The 23029-nt window shown below is 74.3% G+C and carries 23 protein-coding genes and 1 tRNA gene; 18 read left to right on the top strand and 6 right to left on the bottom strand.

Features of this window, described 5'->3' with window-relative positions:
- Positions 1–40: 40 nt before the first annotated feature.
- Positions 41–847: an SGNH/GDSL hydrolase family protein gene (locus AC5WAM_RS08065; protein WP_366793226.1), complete on the top strand. Its 807-nt coding sequence runs from the start codon at positions 41–43 to the stop codon at positions 845–847.
- Positions 848–1087: 240 nt separating this feature from the next.
- Positions 1088–1846 carry an SIMPL domain-containing protein gene (locus AC5WAM_RS08060; protein ID WP_366793227.1) on the top strand — a complete coding sequence of 253 codons (759 nt, stop codon included), beginning with the start codon at positions 1088–1090 and terminating at the stop codon, positions 1844–1846.
- Between the two features lie 18 nt (positions 1847–1864).
- Here the strand turns inward: AC5WAM_RS08060 and AC5WAM_RS08055 are convergent, their stop codons facing one another.
- Entirely contained in the window at positions 1865–2473 is a 609-nt protein-coding gene (locus tag AC5WAM_RS08055; protein ID WP_495522120.1) for a TetR/AcrR family transcriptional regulator, read from the bottom strand.
- Between the two features lie 10 nt (positions 2474–2483).
- Positions 2484–3674, bottom strand: coding sequence for a Glu/Leu/Phe/Val dehydrogenase dimerization domain-containing protein (locus AC5WAM_RS08050; protein WP_366793229.1), 1191 nt, complete (start codon positions 3672–3674; stop codon positions 2484–2486).
- Between the two features lie 189 nt (positions 3675–3863).
- Here AC5WAM_RS08050 and AC5WAM_RS08045 point away from each other — a divergent pair, with 189 nt between their 5' ends.
- From AC5WAM_RS08045 to AC5WAM_RS07980, 14 genes are all read left to right on the top strand, one after another.
- Entirely contained in the window at positions 3864–5081 is a 1218-nt protein-coding gene (locus AC5WAM_RS08045) for an MBL fold metallo-hydrolase (protein ID WP_495522119.1), read from the top strand.
- Between the two features lie 362 nt (positions 5082–5443).
- Positions 5444–7345, top strand: a complete 1902-nt coding sequence (locus tag AC5WAM_RS08040) for a sensor histidine kinase (RefSeq protein WP_495522118.1) — start codon at positions 5444–5446, stop codon at positions 7343–7345.
- Between the two features lie 80 nt (positions 7346–7425).
- On the top strand, positions 7426–7860 hold the full coding sequence (locus AC5WAM_RS08035) for a roadblock/LC7 domain-containing protein (RefSeq protein WP_138962814.1): 435 nt from the start codon (positions 7426–7428) through the stop codon (positions 7858–7860).
- 2 nt (positions 7861–7862) lie between these two features.
- Positions 7863–8234: a DUF742 domain-containing protein gene (locus AC5WAM_RS08030; RefSeq protein WP_138962816.1), complete on the top strand. Its 372-nt coding sequence runs from the start codon at positions 7863–7865 to the stop codon at positions 8232–8234.
- Positions 8212–8808, top strand: coding sequence for a GTP-binding protein (locus AC5WAM_RS08025; RefSeq protein WP_495522117.1), 597 nt, complete (start codon positions 8212–8214; stop codon positions 8806–8808). The genes AC5WAM_RS08030 and AC5WAM_RS08025 overlap by 23 nt, the downstream gene beginning before the upstream one ends.
- Before the next feature lie 16 nt (positions 8809–8824).
- Positions 8825–9445 (top strand): GAF domain-containing protein, encoded by a 621-nt coding sequence (locus AC5WAM_RS08020; protein ID WP_495522116.1) that lies wholly within the window; start codon positions 8825–8827, stop codon positions 9443–9445.
- 248 nt (positions 9446–9693) lie between these two features.
- On the top strand, positions 9694–10878 hold the full coding sequence (locus AC5WAM_RS08015) for a Gfo/Idh/MocA family protein (RefSeq protein ID WP_495522115.1): 1185 nt from the start codon (positions 9694–9696) through the stop codon (positions 10876–10878).
- A 181-nt stretch (positions 10879–11059) separates the two neighbouring features.
- Positions 11060–12088: an L-threonine 3-dehydrogenase gene (tdh, locus tag AC5WAM_RS08010; protein WP_366793235.1), complete on the top strand. Its 1029-nt coding sequence runs from the start codon at positions 11060–11062 to the stop codon at positions 12086–12088.
- A 48-nt stretch (positions 12089–12136) separates the two neighbouring features.
- Positions 12137–13345, top strand: coding sequence for a glycine C-acetyltransferase (locus AC5WAM_RS08005; RefSeq protein ID WP_366793236.1), 1209 nt, complete (start codon positions 12137–12139; stop codon positions 13343–13345).
- 194 nt (positions 13346–13539) lie between these two features.
- Entirely contained in the window at positions 13540–14445 is a 906-nt protein-coding gene (locus AC5WAM_RS08000; protein ID WP_242726464.1) for a LysR family transcriptional regulator, read from the top strand.
- A 79-nt stretch (positions 14446–14524) separates the two neighbouring features.
- The gene (locus AC5WAM_RS07995) at positions 14525–15103 is read left to right on the top strand and encodes a helix-turn-helix domain-containing protein (protein WP_366793237.1); all 579 of its coding nucleotides are present in this window, start codon (positions 14525–14527) and stop codon (positions 15101–15103) included.
- The gene (locus AC5WAM_RS07990) at positions 15100–15636 is read left to right on the top strand and encodes a GNAT family N-acetyltransferase (RefSeq protein ID WP_495522114.1); all 537 of its coding nucleotides are present in this window, start codon (positions 15100–15102) and stop codon (positions 15634–15636) included. Before AC5WAM_RS07995 ends, AC5WAM_RS07990 begins: the two co-directional genes overlap by 4 nt.
- Positions 15637–15734: 98 nt before the next feature.
- A complete protein-coding gene (locus tag AC5WAM_RS07985; RefSeq protein ID WP_495522113.1) occupies positions 15735–16736 on the top strand; it encodes an alpha/beta fold hydrolase in 1002 nt (333 codons plus the stop codon).
- Positions 16737–16785: 49 nt separating this feature from the next.
- Positions 16786–17139: an MmcQ/YjbR family DNA-binding protein gene (locus AC5WAM_RS07980; protein WP_172387471.1), complete on the top strand. Its 354-nt coding sequence runs from the start codon at positions 16786–16788 to the stop codon at positions 17137–17139.
- Between the two features lie 224 nt (positions 17140–17363).
- Here AC5WAM_RS07980 and AC5WAM_RS07975 read toward each other — a convergent pair whose 3' ends face one another.
- Positions 17364–18296, bottom strand: a complete 933-nt coding sequence (locus AC5WAM_RS07975; protein WP_366793240.1) for a transketolase family protein — start codon at positions 18294–18296, stop codon at positions 17364–17366.
- 51 nt (positions 18297–18347) lie between these two features.
- Positions 18348–19070 (bottom strand): thiamine pyrophosphate-binding protein, encoded by a 723-nt coding sequence (locus tag AC5WAM_RS07970; protein WP_495522112.1) that lies wholly within the window; start codon positions 19068–19070, stop codon positions 18348–18350.
- Between the two features lie 125 nt (positions 19071–19195).
- Here AC5WAM_RS07970 and AC5WAM_RS07965 point away from each other — a divergent pair.
- Positions 19196–19272 (top strand) — tRNA-Pro (locus tag AC5WAM_RS07965).
- 126 nt (positions 19273–19398) lie between these two features.
- On the opposite strand, the gene AC5WAM_RS07960 is transcribed toward AC5WAM_RS07965, so the two are convergent.
- Positions 19399–20190 carry a VOC family protein gene (locus AC5WAM_RS07960; RefSeq protein ID WP_366793242.1) on the bottom strand — a complete coding sequence of 264 codons (792 nt, stop codon included), beginning with the start codon at positions 20188–20190 and terminating at the stop codon, positions 19399–19401.
- A gap of 241 nt (positions 20191–20431) precedes the next feature.
- Here AC5WAM_RS07960 and AC5WAM_RS07955 point away from each other — a divergent pair, with 241 nt between their 5' ends.
- Positions 20432–20995 (top strand): hypothetical protein, encoded by a 564-nt coding sequence (locus AC5WAM_RS07955; RefSeq protein WP_495522111.1) that lies wholly within the window; start codon positions 20432–20434, stop codon positions 20993–20995.
- A gap of 511 nt (positions 20996–21506) precedes the next feature.
- On the opposite strand, the gene AC5WAM_RS07950 is transcribed toward AC5WAM_RS07955, so the two are convergent.
- Positions 21507–22748, bottom strand: coding sequence for an IS701 family transposase (locus AC5WAM_RS07950; RefSeq protein WP_495522110.1), 1242 nt, complete (start codon positions 22746–22748; stop codon positions 21507–21509).
- Positions 22749–23029: the final 281 nt, after the last annotated feature.

The following is a 23029-nucleotide window of genomic DNA, read 5'->3' as shown; positions in this document are numbered from 1 at the left end:
GGTGGCGTAGGTCACTTGACGGAAGGAAAGATGGGACGACGTGACAGCAGAGTCGACACCTTTCGTCAAAAACGTACCCACAGAGACCATCACCTCCTACGCAGCGGTCGGCGACAGCTTCACCGAGGGCGTGGGGGACCCCGGGCCCGACGGGACCTTCGTCGGCTGGGCCGACCGGCTCGCCGTCCTGCTCGACGACCTGGCACCGGAGCACACCTTCCGCTACGCGAACCTCGCGGTGCGCGGCAAGCTGCTCGACCAGATCGTCGCGGACCAGGTGCCGCGGGCCAAGGAGCTGGCCCCGGACCTGGTGACGTTCGCCGCGGGCGGCAACGACATCATCCGGCCCGGCACCGATCCGGACGACGTGGCCGAGCGCTTCGAGCGGGCCGTCGCCGACCTCTCGTCGGCCGTCGGCACCGTCGTGGTCACCACCGGCTTCGACACCCGCGGCGTGGCCCTCCTCAAGCATCTGCGCGGCAAGATCGCCACGTACAACGGCCACGTCCGCGCGGTCGCCGACCGCTACGGCTGCCCGGTGCTCGACCTGTGGTCGCTGAAGACCGTCCAGGACCGGCGGGCCTGGGACGCCGACCGGCTGCACCTGTCGCCCGACGGGCACACGCGCGTGGCGCTGCGCGCGGCCCAGGTGCTCGGCATCCCCGTGCCCGCCGACCCCGACCAGGCGTGGCCGCCGCTGCCGCCGCGCGGCACCCTCGAGGTGCGCCGCGACGACATCCACTGGGCGCGTGAGCACCTGGTCCCGTGGATCGGGCGGCGGCTGCGGGGCGAGTCGTCGGGCGACCACGTGGCGGCGAAGCGGCCCGACCTGATGCCGCTGACCTGAGGCCAGCGACCTGGCGGGGCTGTTCTGATGTCGCCGTCCTGATACGGCTGTAGGCGCCCACCCGGTCCGCGACGGGGGTGGTCCGGTGGGGTGACAGGGCGGGCGTGGCGTCCCCGCGCGCGCGTGCGCGCGTGCTGGGATGGCCGCCAGCCGTCCCCGTGCGGCCCCGGCCGTCCCTCTGCGGGGCGGCGGGTCGCACGCGCGGGGCGGACGACCGGCAGACCGGAAGGACTCCCGCCCATGCCGCCACGCTCGTACGCGCCCGCACGTCCGCTCGCCACCGCCCTGCTCGCCCTCGCCGCGCTCGGGGTCGGGGCCGCGCCCGCGGGGGCCGTGGCGCCGGTCGCCGAGGCGCCCGCCGCCGTCTCCGCGCGGCAACCCGCCACCGTGACGGTCACCGGCACCGGCTCCGCCAGCGCGGCGCCGGACCTCGCCGTGATCAGCATGGGCGTCGAGGTGACCGCGCCGACGGCCAAGAAGGCGCTCGCCGGGCAGAACACCGCGGCGCGGGCGCTGCTCGCCGCCGCGCGCGAGCAGGGCGTCGCCGAGCGCGACGCCCGCACGGTCGGCCTGTCGCTGTCCGCCGTGTACAAGGACGAGGACGGCGCGTCCAAGCTGACCGGGTACCGGGCGTCCCAGTCGTTCTCGCTCACCGTGCGCGACCTGCCCGCCACGGGCCGGGTCCTCCAGGCCGCGATGGACGCCGCCGGTGACGCGGGCCGCGTCGACGGCGTGGCCTTCGACGTCGCCGACAAGCGGGGGCTGCGGGCCGAGGCCCGCGCGGCCGCCCACGACGACGCGCGCGCCAAGGCGGAGCAGTACGCGCAGCTGACCGGCCGCCCCCTCGGCCGCCTCGTCTCGCTCAGCGAGAGCGACGGCGGCGGCCCGCGACCGCTGGCGGTGCCCGTGGAGGCCCTCGCCAAGGACCAGGGGGTCCCCGTCGCGCCCGGCGAGATCGAGGACCAGGTGACGCTCACCGCCGTGTACGAGCTGGACTAGCCCCGGCGGTCCGGGCCCTCAGGCCCGCAGGTCCGCCACGGCCAGGCCCAGCTCCCGGGCCAGCGCCTCGTCGGCCCAGCCGCGGGCACGGGCCCGGGACACCGCGCCGTACGCCGTGAGCTGGACGGCCAGGCCGTCGAGCAGCGCCGTGAGCCGCAGGGCCGTGCCCATCGGGTCGGGGCAGCGGAACTCGCCCGCGGCCACGCCCTCCGCGACGACCTCGGCGAGCGCCGCCTTCCAGCGCCGGTCGAGGTCGCGCGCCACCTCCCGCAGGGCGGGCTCGCGCCCGGCCGCCGCCCAGCCCTCGATCCACAGCCGCCAGCCCTTGGCCTGCCCCGTCGGCGCGTACCAGCGCACGGCGGCCCGCAGCCGGCGCCGCGCGGTCGTACGGCGGCGCAGCAGCTTGTCGAGGCGGGCGAGGTCGCCCTCGGCGGCGTGCGCGAACGCGGCGGCGACCAGCTCGTCCTTGGTGGAGAAGTGGTACAGCACGAGCGCGTTGCTCACCCCGAGGGCGGCCGCGACGTCGGCGATGCGCACGGCAGCCACGCCCCGCTCCTCGATCTGCCCGACGGTGGCGGTCAGCAGCTCCACCCGCCGCTCCGCCACGCTCAGCCGCACCCTCGCCACGCTCCGCACCCTACCGACCGACGCGCTCGGCGATCCGCGGCAGGCGGTCGGCCACCAGGGCGTGGGCGGCGGCACGGGGCGTGGTGCCGTCCCGCTCCGCGCGCGCGAGCAGCTCCGCGACCAGTGCGCGCAGGGCCCGGCGCGTGTACGCGAAGGCCTCACCCGCCTTGTCGGGGGCCTCGCCGATGTCGCCGAACAGGGTCCACCACCACCAGGCGTTCGTACCGGAGTTCACGACGACGTCCGGCAGGACCGTGGTGCCGCGCGCGGCGAGGAGCCGCTCCGCCTCCGGGAGCACCGGCATGTTCGCCGCCTCGGCGATCCAGCGCGCCGTGATCCGCTCCTGGTTCGCCGCGTCGATCGCGTACGACACGGCGGCGGGCACCAGGACCTCCACGTCGGCGGCGAGCCAGGCGTCGCCCGGCAGCTCGCGGTCGCCGGGGCGCAGCGCGGCGCGGTCGACGGTGCCGTACGCGTCGCGCGCGGCGAGCAGCGCCTCCACGTCGAGGCCCTCGGGGTTGGCGATGGTGCCCTTGATGTCGGCGACGGCCACCACCGTGAGTCCCGCGCGCGTGAGGAAGCGCGCGGTGGCGGCGCCCATCGTGCCGAGGCCCTGCACCGCCACGCGCGCGTGGCCGCGGTCCGCGCCCGCCGCGTCCAGGGCGGTGAGGACGGACTCGGCGACGCCGCAGCCGCCGACGAGCGCGTCCAGGCCGATCCCGTCGACCTCCACGGCGAAGGCGTCCGCGAGCCGCCGCCGGGCCGCGGCCGCGTCGTCGAGCAGCGGGTAGACGGCCTGCACGGTGGAGGTCAGGCCCGCTTCGGCGGCCGCCCGGTCGACGACGTCCTGGGTCAGGCCGAGGTCCTCGCCGGTGTTCCAGAAGGCCTCGACGTACGGCCGCACCGCCCGCAGATAGCGCACGAGCAGGCCGTACGCCTCGGGGGAGCGCGGATCGCAGTCGATGCCGCCCTTGGCGCCGCCGAGCGGGACGTACCGCGCCGCCGGGTCGTAGTGCAGGGCCTCCTTCATGGTCATGCCGCGGGCGAGCCCGGTGACCTCCTGGAGCGTGCAGCCCGGCCGCATCCGCAGGCCGCCGCTGCACACGCCGCGCACCAGACGGTCGACGACGAGGAAGCCCTGGCGGCCGGTGACGTGATCGGTCCACGTCAGCGAGATGAGGGGCGCGGACGGCACGGGCATGCGGACTCCTGTACGTGCTACTGACCGATCATTCAGTAGCAAGTACAGCACGCCGCGCGGTGGGGTCGGCGTCCTTCGCGGAACGTCGGCGTCCTTCGCGGAACGGGGGCGCGGGGGTGTGCGGGGGCGGTGGTCCGTGCGGGCCCCGCGGACGGCCCCCGGCGGTCGTTGTCAGCGGTGGCGCACATAATGGGGAGGCTTGAGCAGCCCTGTTTCTGGAGGTGCGCCGTGTCCCGGTCCCTGAGCCCCTTGCTCCGCTCCCTGCGGACGCCCGCGTTCGGTGCGGATCCGGCCGGTGACCGGCTCGCGCGCATCCACAGATCGCCGAACTTCGCCGACGGCTCGTTCCAGAACCCGGTGGGCGCGCGCACCAGGCCCTCCGGGTCCGCCCTGGAGTTCGCGAAGGTCTACTTCCGCCGCGAGGAGCGCTCCCGGCGCGTCCCGGCGGGCCATGTGCCGGTGCACGCCACGACCCTCGCGGACCTCGCCAAGCCCCCGGCGAGCGGCCTCCGGCTCACCTGGATGGGCCACTCCAGCGTCCTCGCCGAGATCGACGGGCGCCGGGTGCTCTTCGACCCCGTGTGGGGCGAGCGCTGCTCGCCCTTCGCCTTCGCCGGACCCAAGCGCCTGCACCCCGTGCCGCTGCCGCTCGCGGCGCTCGGCCCGGTCGACGCCGTCGTCATCTCGCACGACCACTACGACCATCTGGACCTGCCCAGCATCAAGGCCCTGGCGGGCACGGACACGGTGTTCGCGGTGCCGCTCGGCGTCGGCGCGCACCTGGAGCACTGGGGCGTCCCCGCGGACCGGCTCCGCGAGCTCGACTGGCACGAGTCCACGGACGTCGCGGGCCTGACCCTGACGGCGACGCCCGCCCGGCACTTCTGCGGCCGCGGGCTGCGCAACCAGCAGCACACGCTGTGGGCGTCCTGGAGCGTCGCGGGCCCCGAGCACCGCGTCTTCCACAGCGGCGACACCGGGTACTTCCCGGGCTTCGCGGAGATCGGCGCCGCCCACGGCCCGTTCGACGCCACGATGATCCAGATCGGCGCCTACTCGGAGTTCTGGCCGGACATCCACATGAGGCCCGAGGAAGGCGTGCGGGCCCACCTCGACCTCCAGGGCGGACGGCCGCACGGCGTGCTCCTGCCGATCCACTGGGGCACGTTCAACCTCGCGCCGCACGCCTGGTCGGAGCCCGCCGAGGGCACGCTCGCCGCCGCGCGCGCCGCGGGCGCCCCGGTGGCGCTGCCCATCCCCGGCGAGCCGTTCGAGCCGGCGTCCGAGGCGGTGCCCGACGCCCCGTGGTGGCGCGAGATCGCCGTCGCGCCGGCGGGCGGCTGGAGCGACCACGCCCCGGGCCCCGCGCTGGGCGCGGCCGACCAGGAGACCGCGCCCGTCGGCTGACGCCGGGCGGCGGACGACAGGAGCGGGCGCCCGGGGCGGGCGACTCCCTGAGGCGGCGCGCCCTTGGTCCGCCGCGCCCGGGGAACGGGTGTCCCTCGTACGCCCTGTGCGGCGCACACCGCCGCGCTCGTGCTGACGTACGACATATTTCGTCCTCTCGTGCGACGCGTCATACCAGAGCGGGACGCTGTCCGCCGGACTTTGTCAACTGCCCACCGCACGTGAGGTCGCGACGACTACCGTGAGTGGCCGTCGGGCGACGCAGGGATGGCATCACGGCCTGCCGGCCGGCACCGCGATGCCATCGACGAGGTGCCGCAGTGGACCGCTGCGGCACGCGTCGCTACGTACCGAGGACGCTGATGTCTCACCTTCGCGCACCGGCAGCACGCGCAGACCGCCGTGAGGGCGGACGGCACGGACGCTCCGGGAGCCGCGCCGCGCCGCCCCCTCCCGAGACGCGCATACGGCTCCAGCTGATGCGCATCGCCGTACTGCCCGCCGTCGCCGTCGGCCTGTGCGGCTGTGCCGCCGTGCTCTTCATGGCCCGGGCCGCCGGGGCGCGGCCGCAGCCGCCGCTGCTCGCCCTGCTCGGCGCCGCCGCCGGGCTCGGCGTCCTCGGCATCGTCGTCGCCGCGGTGGCCGCCGACCGGACCGCGCGGGCCGTGCGCGACCGTGTCGTCGCGCTGCGCCGCGCCACCGCGCGCGGCCAGGCCGACCTGCGCGAACTCCTGGAACGGCTGCGCCAGGGCGAGACCCCCGCGGTGCGCGAGCCCGGCGCGGGCCCCGCCCCGGCCCAGGACGAGTTCGGCCTGCTCGCCGACGAGCTGGCCCGCGCCCACGAGGGCGCCCTCAGCGCCGTCGTGCAGGCCTCCCGCCTGTCCGGACGGGCGGGCAACGAGCAGAAGGTCGAGGTCTTCGTGAACCTCGCCCGGCGCTTGCAGTCCCTGGTGCACCGCGAGATCTCGCTCCTGGACGAGCTGGAGAACTCCGTCGAGGATCCCGAACTCCTCAAGGGCCTCTTCCACATCGACCACCTGGCCACCCGCATCCGGCGGCACGCCGAGAACCTCGCCGTGCTCGGCGGCGCCGTGTCGCGGCGCCAGTGGAGCAGGCCCGTGTCGATGACGGAGGTGCTCCGCTCCTCCATCGCCGAGGTCGAGCAGTACTCGCGGGTCAAGCTGGTGCCGCCCGTCGACGGCACCCTGCGCGGCCACGCCGTCGCCGACGTCATCCACCTGCTCGCCGAACTCGTCGAGAACGCCACGGTGTTCTCCGCTCCGCACACCCAGGTCCTGCTGCGCGCGGGCCGGGTGACGTCCGGGCTCGCCGTCGAGGTCGAGGACCGCGGCCTCGGCATGCCCGTCGTCGAGCAGACCAGGATGAACCAACTCCTCGCCGACCCCGACCAGGTCAACGTCGCGAGCCTCCTCCAGGACGGCCGCATCGGCCTGTTCGTCGTCGCCGCCCTCGCCCGCCGCCACGGCATCGCGGTGCGCCTGCAGACCAACATCTACGGCGGTGTCCAGGCCGTCCTGATCCTGCCCCAGGGACTGCTCGGCGCCGACCAGGACGCCCCGGCCGCCCCCCGCGGAGCCACCCCCGCCGCACACCGGGCCGCACCCACGGCCACCCCCGCCTCGGCCCACACCTCCGCCCCCACCTCCCCGCAGTCCGCCGCGCCGCCCGCCTCCGGCGCCGCGCGCGCGACCGCCGCGCGCGAAGCGGCCGCCGCGCCCACCCCGCACCCGGCCGCCGCCCCCCACGAGCAGCCGCCCCACCCGCCCTACCGGAACGGCACCCCGGCCCACCGGCCCGCCGCCCCGCACCCCCCGGCGGCCACCGCCACCCCGCCCGCCCCGCTCCCCGTCCGCGGCCCGCGCGGCGACCGGCCCACCCCCGCCGAAGCCCTGCCCGGCATCCGCCCCGAGGACCGGAGCGTCACCGCCGAGCACACCGCGGCCCCGCCCGTGCCCCGCAACGGCGCCGTGCGCGGCCGGGTCGGCAAACCCCAGCTGCCCCGCCGCCGGGCCCAGGAACACCTCGCGCCGCAGCTGCGCGACGCCCGCGCCCCGCGCCCGGCCGACGACCAGCTCGTCGGCCACGACCCGGGCCTGATGGCCGCCTTCCAGCGCGGCATCGGCCTCGCCCAGGCCGCCCAGGCCAGGGACGCCCTGCCCGACCACGACGTCAGCGTGCCCCCGACACCCGGCGACAGAGCCGACCGCACCGGCCCCGTCGGCCGCAGCGACCAGGGCGGCTGACCGCACCACCCCCCACCCCGTCTGCCCCGCAGACGTCGAGAACCCTCTCGAACCCGTACTTCCCAAGGAGTCGATCCACCATGGTGAGCGATGCGCCGACCGGCCAGGTATCCGATCTCGACTGGCTGATGAGCGGCCTCGTACAGCGCGTGCCGCACACCCACAGCGCCGTCCTGCTCTCCTGCGACGGACTCGTGAAGTCGGTCCATGGCCTCGACCCGGACAGCGCCGACCACATGGCCGCGCTCGCCTCAGGGCTCTACTCCCTCGGGCGCAGCGCGGGCGTCCGCTTCGGCGACGGGGGCGACGTGCGCCAGGTGGTCGTGGAGCTGGACTCCACCCTGCTCTTCGTGTCCACCGCCGGTTCCGGCACCTGTCTCGCCGTGCTCGCCGGGCGTGAGGCGGACGCCGCGGTGCTCGGGTACGAGATGGCGATGCTGGTCAAGAGCGTGCGCCCGTACCTGGTCACAGCGCCGCGCCAGCACGCCGGTGAGCCCGCGTCGATGAGGCGCTGAGCGTGGGGGCCCCGCACGACGGGCCATGGCTCGACGACGCCGCAGGGCGGCTCATCCGCCCGTACACGGTCAGCAACGGACGCACCAGACCGACCACGCGGCTCGACCTGCTGTCCCAGGTGAGGGCGACCGGCACCACCCCCGCCGGCTACCTCGGCCCGGAGCACGCCCTCGCCCTCGGCATGTGCGAGGCACCCACGTCGGTGGCGGAGATCGCCGCCCAGCTGAAGCTGCCCGTGGCGGTGACCAAGGTGCTCCTGTCCGACCTCGTCGACTGCGGGGCGATCACCACCAGAGCCCCGGACTTCTACCACAACCCGACCGACCGGTCCCTGTTGGAGGCAGTGCTCGATGGACTACGACGACAGCTCTGACGCCTTCCCCACCGCGCTGAAGATCCTCGTGGCGGGCGGGTTCGGGGTCGGCAAGACGACCTTCGTGGGCGCGGTCAGCGAGATCGCGCCGCTCAGCACGGAGGAGTTGCTCACGACGGTCAGCGAAGCCACCGACGACCTGTCGGGCGTGGAGAACAAGACCACGACGACCGTCGCCATGGACTTCGGAAGGATCACGCTCGACCCCGACCACGTCCTGTACCTGTTCGGCACACCCGGACAGGAACGGTTCTGGTTCATGTGGGACGAGCTGTCCGAAGGGGCGCTCGGCGCGGTGGTGCTCGCCGACACCCGGCGCCTGGAGGACTGTTTCGCTGCCGTCGACTTCTTCGAGCAGCGCGGCATGGGATTCATCGTCGCCGTCAACGAGTTCGACGGCGCCTACCGCTACGAGCCCGACGAGGTCCGCACCGCCATCGACCTGGACCCGCAGGTGCCGGTCGTGCGCTGTGACGCGCGGATCTCCAGCTCCGGCATCCAGACGCTGCTCACGCTCGTCCGCCATCTGCTCGCCCACGCCCCCGCCACGCCCACGTCGGGGGCCCACACATGACCCATGGAGCACACGCATGATGTACGAAGCGACCGGCCGCCTGCTGGTGACCCCGGTGGACAAGGGGGCGGCCGCACGGGTGCGCAGGCTGCGGGAGCTGGACCTCGGCGAGCGGCCCGAACCCGGGCTCGACACGTTCGCCGACCGCCTCGCCCGGGTCATGGACGCCCCGTACGCCATGGTCAACTTCGTCGGCGAGGAAGGGCAGTTCTTCGCCGGGCTGCACCGGACCGAGGGCGGGCCCGCCGAGCCCGGGGCGCTCGGGCTCGCGGTGAACGGGATGGGCGAGGAGGCGGACGAGCCCGTGGTGCGGCCGTTCGCCGAGCGCCGCCTCGCGCGGGACCGCGGCTACTGCCCGCACGTGGTGGTGCGGGGCAAGGCGCTGGTCCTGGAGGACGTCCGCGACTACCCGCGGTTCGCGGGCAACCCGGTCGTCGACGAGTTCGGGGTCCGGTCCTATCTGGGCGCGCCCCTGATCGACCGGACCGGGATCGCGCTCGGCGCGGTGTGCGTCCTCGACGTGGAGCCCCGGCCGTGGGGCCGGGCCGGGCTCGACACGATCAAGTCGATGGCGGCGGAGCTGACCGACCGGATCCACCTGCGCGAGGCCGAGGGGGAGTCGGGCGCGCCCCTGTGACGCCCTCCGGCGCCGCGCCGGGAGGGCCGAACCGGGAGATCGGTCGCCCGCGGCCTCGGCGTGGCCGGTCGCGCCCGCGCGGCGGAGCCGCATGTCGGCACGGCCCCGCGCCCGTTCGGGACGCTGCCCGCCCGTCAAGTCTGCTTCCAGGGCGGTACGTTGACGATACAAGGACATGGCTCTACGGTGCGAGGCCCCTGACGGAGACCCCCGCCGCCCGCGCGGGGCCCCACCGAAAGGCACACCGCATGAGCGACCTCCGGCTCGGCGTCCTCGGCTACGGACTGCGCGGCCCGCTCGCCCGCACCGCCCACCGCCCCGGCGCGGGCGCCCGCGTCACCGCGCTCGCCGACCCCGACGAGGCCGCGCGGACCCGCGCGGCCCGCGACTTCCCGGGCCTGCGCACGACCGCGGACCCGCGCGAGGTCATCACGGCCCCGGACGTGGACGCCGTCCTCGTCCTCACCCCCGACCACACCCACGCGTCCCTCACCCGCGCGGTGCTGCACCAGGGCAAGCCGGTCTTCGTCGAGAAGCCCCTGGACGTGACCGTCGAGGCGAGCGACGCCATCCTGCGGACCGCGTACGAGACCGGTACGCGCCTGTACGTGGGGCACAACATGCGCCACATGCCGGTCGTGCGGCTGATGCGGGACATCGTCGCGCGCGGCGAGATCGGGACCGTCAAGACGGTCTGGGTGCGGCACTTCGTGGGCTTCGGAGGCGACTGGTACTTCAAGGACTGGCACGCCGAACGGCAGTACACCACAGGCCTGTTGCTCCAGAAGGCCGCCCACGACCTCGACGTCGTGCACTGGATCGCGGGCGGCTACACCCGGCAGGTCCAAGCGCTCGGCGACCTCATGGTCTACGGCGACATCCCGCACCGCCGCGCGCCGGGCGAGCCCAAGCCGGACGGCGGCCCCGTCGAGGACGGCGCCTGGCCGCCGGGCGCCCAGCGGGACCTGAACCCGGTGATCGACGTGGAGGACGTGTCCCTGGTCAACCTGCGCCTCGACAACGGCGTCCTCGCCGCCTACCAGCAGTGCCACTTCACCCCCGACTACTGGCGCAACTACACGGTCATCGGCGACGCGGGCCGCCTGGAGAACTTCGGCGACGGCCCCGGCGGCGTGGTCCGGGTGTGGAACGGCGGGCGCTCGCTCCACCGCGGCGAGGGCGACGCCGAGTACCCGATCGGGGGCGCTGTCGACGAGTCCGGGCACGGCGGCGCCGACCCGCTGATCATCGACGAGTTCCTGCGCTTCGCCCGCGAGGGCGGGCGCACCGACACTTCGCCGGTGGCCGCGCGCATGGCCGTCGCCGCGGGGGTGGGTGCCACCCGGTCGCTGCGGGACGGCGGTGGCCCGCGGGAGGTGCCGCCGCTCGACGCGGAGCTGATCGCGTACTTCGAACGGGGGCAGATCCGCTAGCGGACGCGCGCCCCGGGACCGGCGGGGGGCTCGGTGCGCCCGGGGTCTGAAGGAAAGCTGCGGCCGCGGTTAAGAAATCCTCGATGGACCCGTGCCGTGACGTACGGAAGATTGCTGTGCGGATGTGGCCGGTGGGATGCCGGTCAGCCACTTCCCTAGGTCGCATGACAGGAGCCGTCGCGTGAAGGCGCTGGTCAAGGAGAAAGCGGAGCCCGGGCTCCGTCTCATGGAGGTACCGGAGCCGGTCATCGGGCCCGGCGACGTCCTGATCAAGGTGCTGCGCACCGGGATCTGCGGGACCGACCTGCACATCCGGGCCTGGGACGGCTGGGCGCAGCAGGCGATCTCGGCGCCCCTGATCGTCGGGCACGAGTTCGTCGGCGAGGTCGTCGAGACCGGCCGGGACGTGGCGGACGTCAAGACGGGCGACCTCGTCAGCGGCGAGGGCCACCTGGTGTGCGGCAAGTGCCGCAACTGTCTGGCCGGGCGGCGCCATCTGTGCCGGGCCACGGTCGGCCTCGGCGTGGGGCGCGACGGCGCGTTCGCGGAGTACGTCGCGCTGCCCGCGGGCAACGTCTGGGTGCACCGGGTGCCGGTGGACCTCGACATCGCGGCGATCTTCGACCCGTTCGGCAACGCCGTGCACACCGCCCTGTCGTTCCCGCTGGTCGGCGAGGACGTGCTGATCACGGGGGCCGGGCCGATCGGACTGATGGCCGCCGCCGTCGCACGCCACGCGGGCGCCCGCAACGTCGTGGTCACCGACGTCAGCGAGGAGCGCCTGGTGCTCGCCCGCAAGGTCGGCGTCAGCCTCGCCCTCAACGTCGCCGACGCCACCATCGCCGACGGCCAGCGCGAGCTGGGCCTGCGCGAGGGCTTCGACGTGGGCCTGGAGATGTCCGGCAACCCGCGCGCGATGCGCGACATGGTCGCCAACATGACCCACGGCGGCAAGATCGCCATGCTGGGCCTGCCCTCCGAGGAGTTCGCGGTCGACTGGGCGCGGATCGTCACCTCGATGATCACGATCAAGGGCATCTACGGCCGCGAGATGTTCGAGACGTGGTACGCGATGTCGGTGCTCCTCGAGGGCGGCCTCGACCTCACGCCCGTCATCACCGGCCGCTACGGCCACCGCGACTTCCAGGAAGCCTTCGACGACGCGGCGAGCGGCCGCGGCGGCAAGGTCATCCTCGACTGGACCGTCTGACCCGGGCTCCGTCCGCCCACCTCCTCCGAACTCCCCAAGGACTCCTCGATGTTCGACTCCGTACGCGACGACCTCGCCGCCACCCTCGACGAGATCCGCGCCGCAGGCCTGCACAAGCCCGAGCGGGTCATCGGCACCCCGCAGTCGGCCACCGTCGCCGTCACCGCCGGGGGCCGCCCCGGCGAGGTGCTGAACTTCTGCGCGAACAACTACCTCGGCCTCGCCGACCACCCCGAGGTGATCGCCGCCGCTCACGAGGCGCTCGACCGCTGGGGCTACGGCATGGCCTCCGTGCGCTTCATCTGCGGCACCCAGGAGGTCCACAAGGAGCTGGAGGCGCGCCTGTCCGCGTTCCTCGGCCAGGAGGACACGATCCTGTACTCCTCCTGCTTCGACGCCAACGGCGGTGTCTTCGAGACGCTGCTCGGGCCCGAGGACGCGGTGATCTCCGACGCCCTCAACCACGCCTCGATCATCGACGGCATCCGGCTCTCCAAGGCCCGCCGCTTCCGCTACGCCAACCGCGACCTGGCCGACCTGGAGAAGCAGCTCAAGGAGGCCACCGAGGCCGGCGCCCGGCGCAAGCTCGTCGTCACCGACGGCGTCTTCTCCATGGACGGCTACGTCGCCCCGCTGGCGGACATCTGCGACCTCGCCGAGCGCTACGACGCCATGGTCATGGTCGACGACTCGCACGCCGTCGGCTTCGTCGGCCCCGGCGGCCGGGGCACCCCCGAGCTGCACGGCGTCATGGACCGCGTCGACATCATCACGGGCACCCTCGGCAAGGCCCTCGGCGGTGCCTCCGGCGGCTACGTCGCCGCGCGCGCCGAGATCGTCGCGCTGCTGCGCCAGCGCTCGCGCCCCTATCTGTTCTCCAACACGCTCGCCCCGGTGATCGCCGCGGCCTCGCTGAAGGTCCTCGACCTCCTTGAGGCAGCCGGTGACCTGCGCGAACGCCTGGCGGCGAACACCCAGCTCTTCCGCTCCCGGATGACCGCCGAGGGCTTCGACGTGCTGCCCGGCGACCACGCCATCGCGCCCGTCATGATCGGGGACGCGGCGAAGGCCGGGCGCATGGCCGAGCTGCTCCTGGAGCGCGGCGTGTACGTCATCGGCTTCTCCTACCCGGTGGTGCCGCAGGGGCAGGCCCGGATCCGGGTGCAGCTGTCCGCGGCGCACTCCACGGCTGATGTGGACCGGGCCGTCGACGCGTTCGTCGCTGCGCGCGCCGAACTGGAGTCGGCCGGGGCCTAGCGCCCCCGGGGCCCGGGCGGGGGGCTTGTTCTCCCCGCCCGCCCGGCCCCCTTCCATCGCGCTGCGCGCTCGTCCTCACACGCCGGACGGGCTTGATTGGTGCCCTGGCGCGTTCGTCGTCGCGTGACGGGTCGCGTGTCCGCGAGCGCTGCCGTGTGTGTCGTCGTGGGGCGGGCGGGTGGGAGAATCGGGGCATGATCGAAGCCCGGCGGTTGCACATCCTGCGCGCGGTGGCCGACCACGGCACCGTCACCGCCGCGGCCGCCGCCCTCTACCTCACCCCGTCCGCCGTGTCGCAGCAGCTCACCGCGCTCGAACAGGAGACGGGGCACCGGCTCGTGGACCGCTCGGCCCGGGGGGTGCGGCTCACCCCCGCGGGCGAGATCCTGCTGACGCACACCAACGCCGTGCTCGCCCAGCTGGAGCGGGCCGAGGCCGAGTTGGCCGCGTACAGCTCGGGCGCGGCGGGGACGGTGACGCTCGCGGCGTTCGCGACGGGCATCGGCCTGGTCGTGGCGCCCGCCCTGACCCGGCTCGCCGAGACCGCGCCCGGCATCCGGGTGCGCGTCCAGGACGCCGAGGGCGACGCCAGCCTGCCGATGGTGCTCGACCGGCAGGTGGACGTGGCGGTGGCCGTGGAGTACCGCGGCGCGCCCGGTGCCGACGACCCGCGCCTGACGCGCGTACCGCTGTACGCCGAGCCCTTCGACGCGGTGCTCCCCGTGACGCACCGGCTCGCCGACGGCGGCCGGGTGCCGCTCGCCGACCTCGCCAAGGACGCGTGGATCGGCCCCTTCCCCGGCAACCCCTGCCACGACGTGGTGGTCCTCGCCTGTGAGCAGGCCGGGTTCCAGCCGGTCATGGAGCATTCATCGGATGACTTCCGCGCGGTCGTCGCGCTGGCGTCGGCGGGGGCCGGGGTGGCCCTCGTGCCCCGCTCCGCCCTGCGGGGCATGGACGTGACGGGGGTGGCGGTCCGGCCCGTGGACGGGATCGCGCCCACGCGGCGGGTGTTCGCCGCCGTGCGCTGCGGGGCGGAGGCGCACCCGCTGATCGCGCCGGTCCTCGGCGCCCTGAAGGACGCGGCCGCCGAGGACTGAGGCGGCGACGCGCGGCCGTGCGGCTGCCGACCGCCGACACCACGACCACGTTTCCCATATCTGGGATATGGTCCCGTATATGGGAAACGATGACATGGGGGCCGCCGATGTCGACGCCCGCCTCGCCGCCCGCCTCGCCGAGCTGCGCTCCGAACACGGCTGGTCCCTGGGGGAACTCGCGGACCGCAGCGGGGTGAGCCGCTCGACCCTCTCGCGCGTCGAGCGCGCGGAGATCAGCCCGACCGCGGCCCTCCTGAACCGGCTGTGCGCCGTCCACGGCCGCACCATGTCGCAGCTCCTCAGCGAGGTCGAGGCGGCCCCCGCCCAGCTGGTCCGCGCCGCCGACCAGGCGGTGTGGACGGACCCCGCGTCCGGCTTCACGCGCCGGTCCGTCTCGCCGCCGCAGGCCGGGCTGCGCGGCGAGGTCGTCGACGCCACCCTCGCGCCGGGCGCCGACCTCGCCTACGACCGGCCGCCCGTGCCCGGCCTCGAACAGCACCTCTGGGTCCTGGAGGGCGGCCTCGCCGTCACCGTGCGGGAGGTCACGCACACCCTCGCGGCGGGGGACTGCCTGCGCTTTCGCGTGTGGGGCGGCACGCGCTTCCGCTGCCTCGGCGAACGGCCCGTACGGTACGCGCTCCTGGTGGTGGCGCCGTGACCACCGAGCTCGCCCCGGAGCGGCTGACGCCCGAGCGACTGGACGCGCTCGCCGAGGAGTTGGCCGACCTGCTCGTCGACGCCGTGGAGGGCGGCGCCTCCGTCGGCTTCCTCGCCGGGCTCGACCCGCAGGAGGCCGCCCGTTGGTGGCGCGGCCGGGCCCCGGAGCTGGCCGCGGGCCGCCTGGAGACCTGGGTGGTCCACGACGGCCGACGGCTCACCGGCACGGTCGGCCTCGTCCTCGCCGACAAGCCCAACGCCCGCCACCGCGCCGAGCTCGTCAAGCTCCTCGTGCACCGCGACGCCCGGGGCAGGGGCCTCGGCCGGGCCCTGCTCGCCCTCGCCGAGCGGGAGGCCGCCCGCTCGGGCGTGACGCTGCTGCTCCTGGACACCCAGGCGGACAGCCCCGCCGAGTCCCTGTACGCCTCGTCCGGCTGGACCCGGCTCGGCGTCGTGCCGGACCACGCGGCCGACCCGCGGGGCGCGCTGAGCCCGACCACGTTCTTCTACAAACTCCTCGCCACGGACGGGTAGTTCGCAGCCGCCTTCCCCGGGGTGGCGAAGGGTTGGCGCCCCGCGAGCGGGGGGAGACGTGGGCAGGACGCAGTCGCAGCCTGACAGGGAGCTCCTCGATGCCGGACCACGACCACGCGCGCGTGACACCCGTGACCTACACCGCGGGGCTGCTGACCGCGCCGGACGGCGTACCCGTCGCCACGTACACGTGGCAGCCCCGCGACGGCAGGCCCCGCGCCTTCGTCCAGATCGCCCACGGCGCCGCCGAACACGCCCTGCGCTACGACCGGTTCGCCCGCCACCTCACCGCGCACGGCTACGGCGTGGTGGCCTCCGACCACCGGGGGCACGGGGCGACGGCCCAGGCCACGGGCGGCTACGGGGTCGCGGAGGCGGACCCCGGCGGCGCGGTGGCGGGGGAGACATCCGATGACGGGCCCGACGCCTGGCGGGCGATCGTGGACGACCTCAAGGCCGTCGGCGACCAGGTCCGCAGCCTCCACCCCGGCACCCCCGTGGTGCTGTTCGGGCACAGCCTCGGCTCGATGCTCGCCCGGGACCACGCCCAGGAGTACCCCGACGGGCTCGCCGGCCTCATCCTGTCCGGCACGTTCCGCTCGCTGCCCGGCGCGGAGACCGAGTCGGCGCTCGCGCGGCTGCGGGCCGAGGTCGCCGCCGGCGGGCGGGCGGCCCGCTCGTCCTTCGTCCCGGAGCTGTTCGCCGCGTTCAACGACGCCCACCCGCACCGCACCGGCTTCGAGTGGCTCTCGCGGGACACCGCCGAGGTCGACGCGTACGTCGCCGACGAGCGCTGCGGCTTCCCGTTCTCGGCGGGGCTCTCGCTGGACTGGGTGCGCGCCGTCCGCAAGATCAACGACCCGCGGCAGCTCGCCCGCATCCCCGCGGACCTGCCCGTCCACGTCGCCGTCGGCACGGAGGACCCCTGCAACCAGGGCATGACGCTCGTGTACGAGCTCCTGGAGGACCTCCGCTACGCGGGCGTGCGCGACCTCGGCTGGAGGGCGTACGAGGGCGCGCGGCACGAGATCCTGAACGAGACCGACCGGGACGAGGTGCAGCGGGACCTCACGGACTGGCTGGACGCGCGCGTGGGGTGAGGGCGGCCTCGGCGGGTGGCTGTCAGTGGCGTTGGCTACCGTTCGGTCCATGGTCAACGCCGACGACGTACGCCGCACCGCCCTCGCTCTGCCGGACACGACGGAGAAGATCGCCTGGAGCATGCCGACCTTCCGGGTCGCGGGCAAGATGTTCGCCACGCTCCCCGAGGACGAGACGTCCATCGCCGTGCGCTGCCCGAAGGTGGAGCGGGACGAGCTGGTGCTCGCGGAGCCCGAGAAGTTCTGGATCGCCGAGCACGAGGCGTCCTTCGCGTGGGTGCGGGTGCGGCTCGCCGCGCTCGACGCGCCGGAGCTGGGGGACATCCTCGCCGACTCCTGGCGCCAGGCCGCCCCCACGCGCCTCCTGGAGGCGCACCCGGGGCTGGGCGTGCCTGCCGAGTAGCCCCTGCCGGGAGTCCCCAGGCCCGCCCCTTCCCGATTCCTGGGGGCTCCGCCCCCAGACCCCCGCTCCTCGAACGCCGGAGGGGCTGGAAGATCCGCCGCGACCGGCGACAGTTCCAGCCCGTCCGGCGTTTGAGGACGAGGCGCGAAGCGCCGAAAGGCGGGGGCACGGGGGCGGCAGTCCCCGGATCGGGGAGGGGCGGGTCTGGGGCGCCCCGCGAGGGTTCAGGCCGGGGCCCCCGCGCGGAGGAAGCCGGTGACGCGGTCGCGCAGGGACGCCGGGTCCAGGCCGTGGGCGCGCAGGTGCTCCTCCTGGCGGCCGTAGCGCCGCAGCTCCGCCCGGCCGACGCCGAGCCCCAGGACCCGGTGCGGCACGTCGACGAGCGCGTCGTTCGCGGCGGCCGTGGACGTCCCGGCGAGGTACGGCTCGACGAGGACCACATCGGCCGCGGTGCCCGCCCCGACGGCCCGGCGCAGCGCCTCCCCGTCGAAGGGCCGCACCGTCGTCGCGTACAGGACGGTGACGTCGAGGCCCTCCGTCGCCGCGAGGACGTGGTCGAGCAGTGGGCCGACGGCGACGACGACGCCCCCGCGCCCCTCGCGCACGGTGAGGAAGCGCCTGCCGTCCACGGGCATCGGCGCCGCGTTGGACTGCGTGGACAGCCGTACGTAGGCCTTGTCGTCCGCGGGCGCCGCCCCGGCCCCGGGGCCCACGGCGTGCCGCAGGAGCACCTCGGCCTCGTCCGGGTGGCCCGGGACGTGCACGGCCCAGCCGTCCAGGGTGTCGAGGACCCCGACGTCGCCCGGCGCCATGTGCGTGAAGCCGCCCTCGGGCCAGTCGAAGGACGCCGCCGCGCTGACGAGCACCCCGCCCACGCCCTGGTGCCCGAAGTCGAGTTTGATCTGTTCGAAGGGCCGCTCCACGAGGAAGCTCGCGAAGGTGTGCACGACGGGCCTGAGGCCCGCGAGCGCCAGGCCCGCGCCGGCGCCCACGAGCAGCTGTTCGCGGATCCCGACGTTGATCACCCGGTCCGGGTGCGCGCGCATCGCGTCCTTGAAGGCGTCGACGCCGATCTCGGCGAGGACGACGGCGACGCGCGGGTCCTCGTCGAGCAGCCGGGACATGACGGGGGCGAAGCGGTCTCGCATGGTGTCCATGGGGGAGAGGTCCTTCCGGGAGGGGGCGGGTGCGGGACGGCGGCGCGGGGGTCAGGCGGACGGGGGCTCGCCGGCGAACTCCTTGGGCTCGACGCGGGCCACCACCACGTGCGGGCGCCCCGGGTGCGGCGCGGTGAAGGCCGCGTACAGGGCGTCGTGGTCACGGCCGTCGACGGTCAGGGCGGACCAGCCCGCGGCCTCGAAGCGTGCGGCGATGCCGCCGGGGCGCGCGTACGAGGCGGAGGCGTTGTCGATCACGAGCGTGTGCAGCCGCTCCAGGCCCGCGGGCCCGGCGTAGGCGATGGCCTCGTGGTTGCTGCCCTCGTCCAGCTCCGCGTCCCCGACGAGCACCCACACGTGCGGGTCGGTGAGCCCGCGCGCCGTGAGGCCGAGGGCGGTGCCGACCGCCAGGGGCAGGCCGTGCCCCAGGGAGCCGCTGCCGATCTCGGCGCCCGGCACGAGCAACCGGTCCGGGTGGTGCCCGAGCGGCGAGTCGTACGCGCCGAAGCCCTCCAGCCAGTCCACGGGGAGGAAGCCCTTGGCGGCGAGGACCGCGTAGTAGGCCATGGGTCCGTGCCCCTTGGACAGCAGGAACCGGTCGCGCCTCGGATCGTCCACGCCCTCGGGTGTGACCCGCAGCACACGGTCGTAGAGGACCCAGAGCGCGTCGAGCGTGGACGTCGCCGCGGGGCCGTGCTTCTCGTCGCCCGTCATCAGGCCCATCAGGCCGGGGAGGTCCGCGTACGTGAAGGTGCGTGCCGTTGTGGTCGTCATGCCGACGAGCCTGCAACCTCAAGCCCACTTGAGGTCAAGGGGGAAAGGCGGGAGCGATCACCGGCCGGAGTGCGGTATGGTTTCGGTGCGCGTTCGGCCAGGGGAAACCCCAGGTCAGCGGGTAACGGGACGTGGCGCAGCTTGGTAGCGCACTTGACTGGGGGTCAAGGGGTCGCAGGTTCAAATCCTGTCGTCCCGACCAGCTTCACAGCGGGTCGAAGGCCGTTTTCGCAGCGATGCGGAAGCGGCCTTTTGTCGCGCCCGCGGCCCCCGTGCCGGGGGCCGCGGGGACAGTCGTCCCCCGACCCGGCGCCGTGCGTGGCGCGCGTCACGTCAGCTTCGGCATCTCGCCCTCGGTCGTCGCCAGGTCGATCACGGAGAACGCCGCGCCCTGCGGATCGGCCACCGTCGCGAAACGCCCGAACGGCGAGGACATCGGCCCGAAGAACAGCTTGCCCCCGCTGCGCTTCACCAGTTCCACGGCCGCGTCGCAGTCGTCGACGCCGAAGTACACGTTCACGTGCGGCGGCACCTCGGCCGGCACCTCCGGCGGCATCTTCATGCGTCCCGCGACCGGCCGGCCGTCGAGCTGCCAGACGTGGAAGTCGACGTGCTCGTCCTCCATGCGCTTGACCTCGAAGGGGAACACCGCGGGGAAGAAGGCGTCCGCCTTCTCCGCCTCCCGCGTCGTCACCTCCGCCCAGCAGAACGCGCCCGGGGCGCCCACGAGCTCGAAGCCCCGGTGGCTGCCCGGCTGCCACACGCTGAAGTACACGCCGCTCGGGTCCTGCGCCGTGGTCATGGTGCCGAAGTCGCCCACCGGCATCGGCTCCATCACGAGCGTGCCGCCGTGCGCGCGGATCCTGCCCGCGGCGGCGGCGATGTCCGGCGTCTCGAAGTACAGGTTCCAGGCGGGCGGCTGCCCGGCCATGTCCGGCATCTGCGGCATCACCGCCGCCGCGGCCTTGCCGTCCTTGTACGCCTGCGTATAGCCGCCGAACTCGGCCGACCCCTCCGCGAAGGTCCAGCCGAACAGTTCGCCGTAGAAGTCCTTGGCCGCCCCGATGTCGGGGAACATGGCGTCCGCCCAGCACGGTGAGCCCTCAGGGTTCGTGGACATGGTGCTCCGACCTCCCGCCCCCCTGCGATGGGACAGCGCGCGGCGGTGCGCCCCGCGCCCGGGGTCCGCGCTCCCTTCCACGCTAGGCCCAGGAGCGACAACCAGCCAACGGCCGACGCATGCGTGTGCCCTGCACACGGCCGGGGGCGGGCCACCGGTGACACCCCGGGCAGCGGCCGCCTCCCCGGTGCAATGAATCGAAAGCTTGCGCGTGGTGCCACAATGGTGCGACGATGGCGCCATGGAACTCACGCGGTACGTCGACCATTTGCGGCAGGAGCTCGCCGCAGCGGTCGAGGCGGGCGACGAGGAGACGCGCGACCTCGCGGGACGGCTGGTCGCGCCGCTGGGTTCCGCCGTACGGCTCACGCTTCTCGATGCCTTGTCGACCGCCGTGGACGAGATCACCCGGGACATGGCGCCGGGGTCGGTCGAGATCCGCCTGCGCGGCCTCGATCCGACCTTCGTGGTCAAGCTCCCCCCGCAGGACCGTTTCTTCGGTGGGGAGGACGACCGGGACCACGACCGCGGGCACGCGGGCGTGGTGCCATCCTTGGTGTCACTGGCGCCATCGACGGCGAACGGGGACGAGGGGGCGACCTCACGCATCAACTTCCGGCCGCCGGAGCACCTCAAGGCCAGGATCGAGGAGGCCGCGGGCCGGGAACAGCTGTCGGTCAACGCCTGGCTGGTCCGGGCGGTGTCCGCGACGCTGGAGTACGACGACCGCGGCCGTCGGGCCGACCAGCGCGTCCCGCACGGCGCTCCGGCGGGCGCTCAGCGCTACACGGGCTGGGTGAACTGACCCGGTGACGCGCGGCCGAGCGGCATCGTGCCGGGCTCGACCCCGGCACGGGCCGCGTCCTTAGAGCTTCGGCCCGCTGTGCTGCCGCGCAGCGGACCGATCCAGCGGCCCTGGAGACCGACCTCCCCCGGCGGTTTCCAGGGCCGCACCCTTCCGGCGCGGGCCGGTGCACTGATTATGCACGCCGTTCCTGTGAACTCGACCGCGCGGCGCCCCCGTTGGGAAATTGGCCGGGCGGTCCCGCGGCATCGCGGAGTGGCTTCCCCGTGAACCGCCGACGCCATGCTCGCATTTCGGCCAGGCCTCGCACCGAGGCATATCCATTGAGGCGCGATGTATGCCGCTTCTTTGTGCCGAGTTTGGTGTTCGGCGTGCGCGCATATGCCCTAGCGCGGGGCTTCAATTGCGTTGCGGAACACGGGGGCAGAGGGGCAACGCTGTCAACGTGGCCACCGGGAAATTCCACTTAACGAACGGAAACGGGAAGGCGGCGGGCGGGCCGCCGGAAGGGCTAGCGCTCCGCCAGGTGCAACCGTTCCCGGCCGTTCTGCGGCAGGGGCGTCGGACAGCACGAAAGGTGCCGCGGGGCGGGCCGATGTGTCAGCCGCTGATACGTGTACGCGGCTGAAACCAAGGTCATGTGGTGGTACCAGCCGGGGAACGAACGGCCCTCGAAGTCGAGGAGGCCGAAATGCCGCTCCATGCCCGCGACGGCCGCGGTGGTGCCGTGGCGACGGGTGGCCAGTGAGGCAACGTTGTCGAGACGGCGGTGCGTGAGACTGGTGAGCCACATGACGCCTTGGCCGCCCTCGGGGAGCACTTCGGTGAAGAGCCTGTAGGGGTACTCCGGAGTGGCCCCGGCTCGCGCGCCCGGCATCCGCACCAGGATCGACTGGACCATCAGCTCCTGCTGGCGGCCGTCCGGGGCGGTCACCAGGACGGTCTCGGTGTTGCCCTGCGCGACATGGGTCCGCGCGCTGACCGGCTCCGGACCGCTGGGGGTGCGCTCGCCGACCGGCAGGACCTTCAGGTGCGGGGGGACGGCGACGACGAAGTCACGGGCGCGCAGGCTGAGGCCGCGCAGGAAGAGCGCGACGTCGGGGTCGTCGCTCATGTCGGCGACGACCGGCGCGGTCGTCGGCTCCGTCCTGGCCTCCAGGGTGTCGACCAGGTCCAGGGCCTGTGCCCACAGCGGGCGGTGGCTCACCTCGTCGGGGATCCGCGCGCGACGGCGCAACTGTGGGTCCTCGGTCCAGGGTGCGGGCAGCAGCAGTCGCCATTCGACCGGGACCTGGAGGGCCCCGATGCAGAGGAACGCGCCGAGGCCGAGCTGGCAGTTGAGGGTGCGGCCGGTGGCCGGGTCGAAGTAGCGGTGCACGCCCACGGAGCGGTCGCCGCGCTTGGGCAGCACCGCACGGCCGATCGCCCAGGTGGGAGCGGGTCCGTGGCCCTCGGCCCAGCGGGTCAGCTCGTGCATCACCGGCTCCCAGTCCCAGGGGCTGAGGCTCACGAACTGGCGCAGGGACTGCACCGCGGTGGGGGAGGCCGAGACGGCTCCGGCGAGGCGGCGCACCGACTTCTTGCCGGGAGTGATGAGCAGCCCCGCCAGATAGGCGCCGGCCCAGCGGCGCTGGTCCGCGCGGCGCAGGTTCTGGAAGACCTGGTCGGTGAAGTCGCTGAAAGGTGAGGCGAGATGGGGGTCGGGTACCTCGCTGACCGGAGTCGATATTGGCAATGCGCAGGGCACAACCATGCTGCAATCCCTCCCGGACATCCCTGAGCGGCGGCTGCCGAGCGTTGAGTCTAGGATCCGAGAGCGCCGCGCACCATCTTGCTGCGGGCGTGACAGATGTGACAACCACGGCTGCAAATTGGGGCGTAGACGCCCCTTCGGGGCACTCGGCACGTCGGCGGACCGCCCGCACCCGAGCCCTCCGCCGCGGTGTCGCGCGGTCGACGGCCGCCCCGGTCACGAGCCGGGCGGAATGTCGCTTACCGATTCCATCGGGCCGGGCCACCCTCGCCCGCACTGCG

It is taken from the genome of Streptomyces sp. JLYT201, assembly GCF_059448825.1.
Note: the sequence above shows the minus strand (reverse complement) of the source record. Positions and strands in the feature narration are given on the sequence as shown.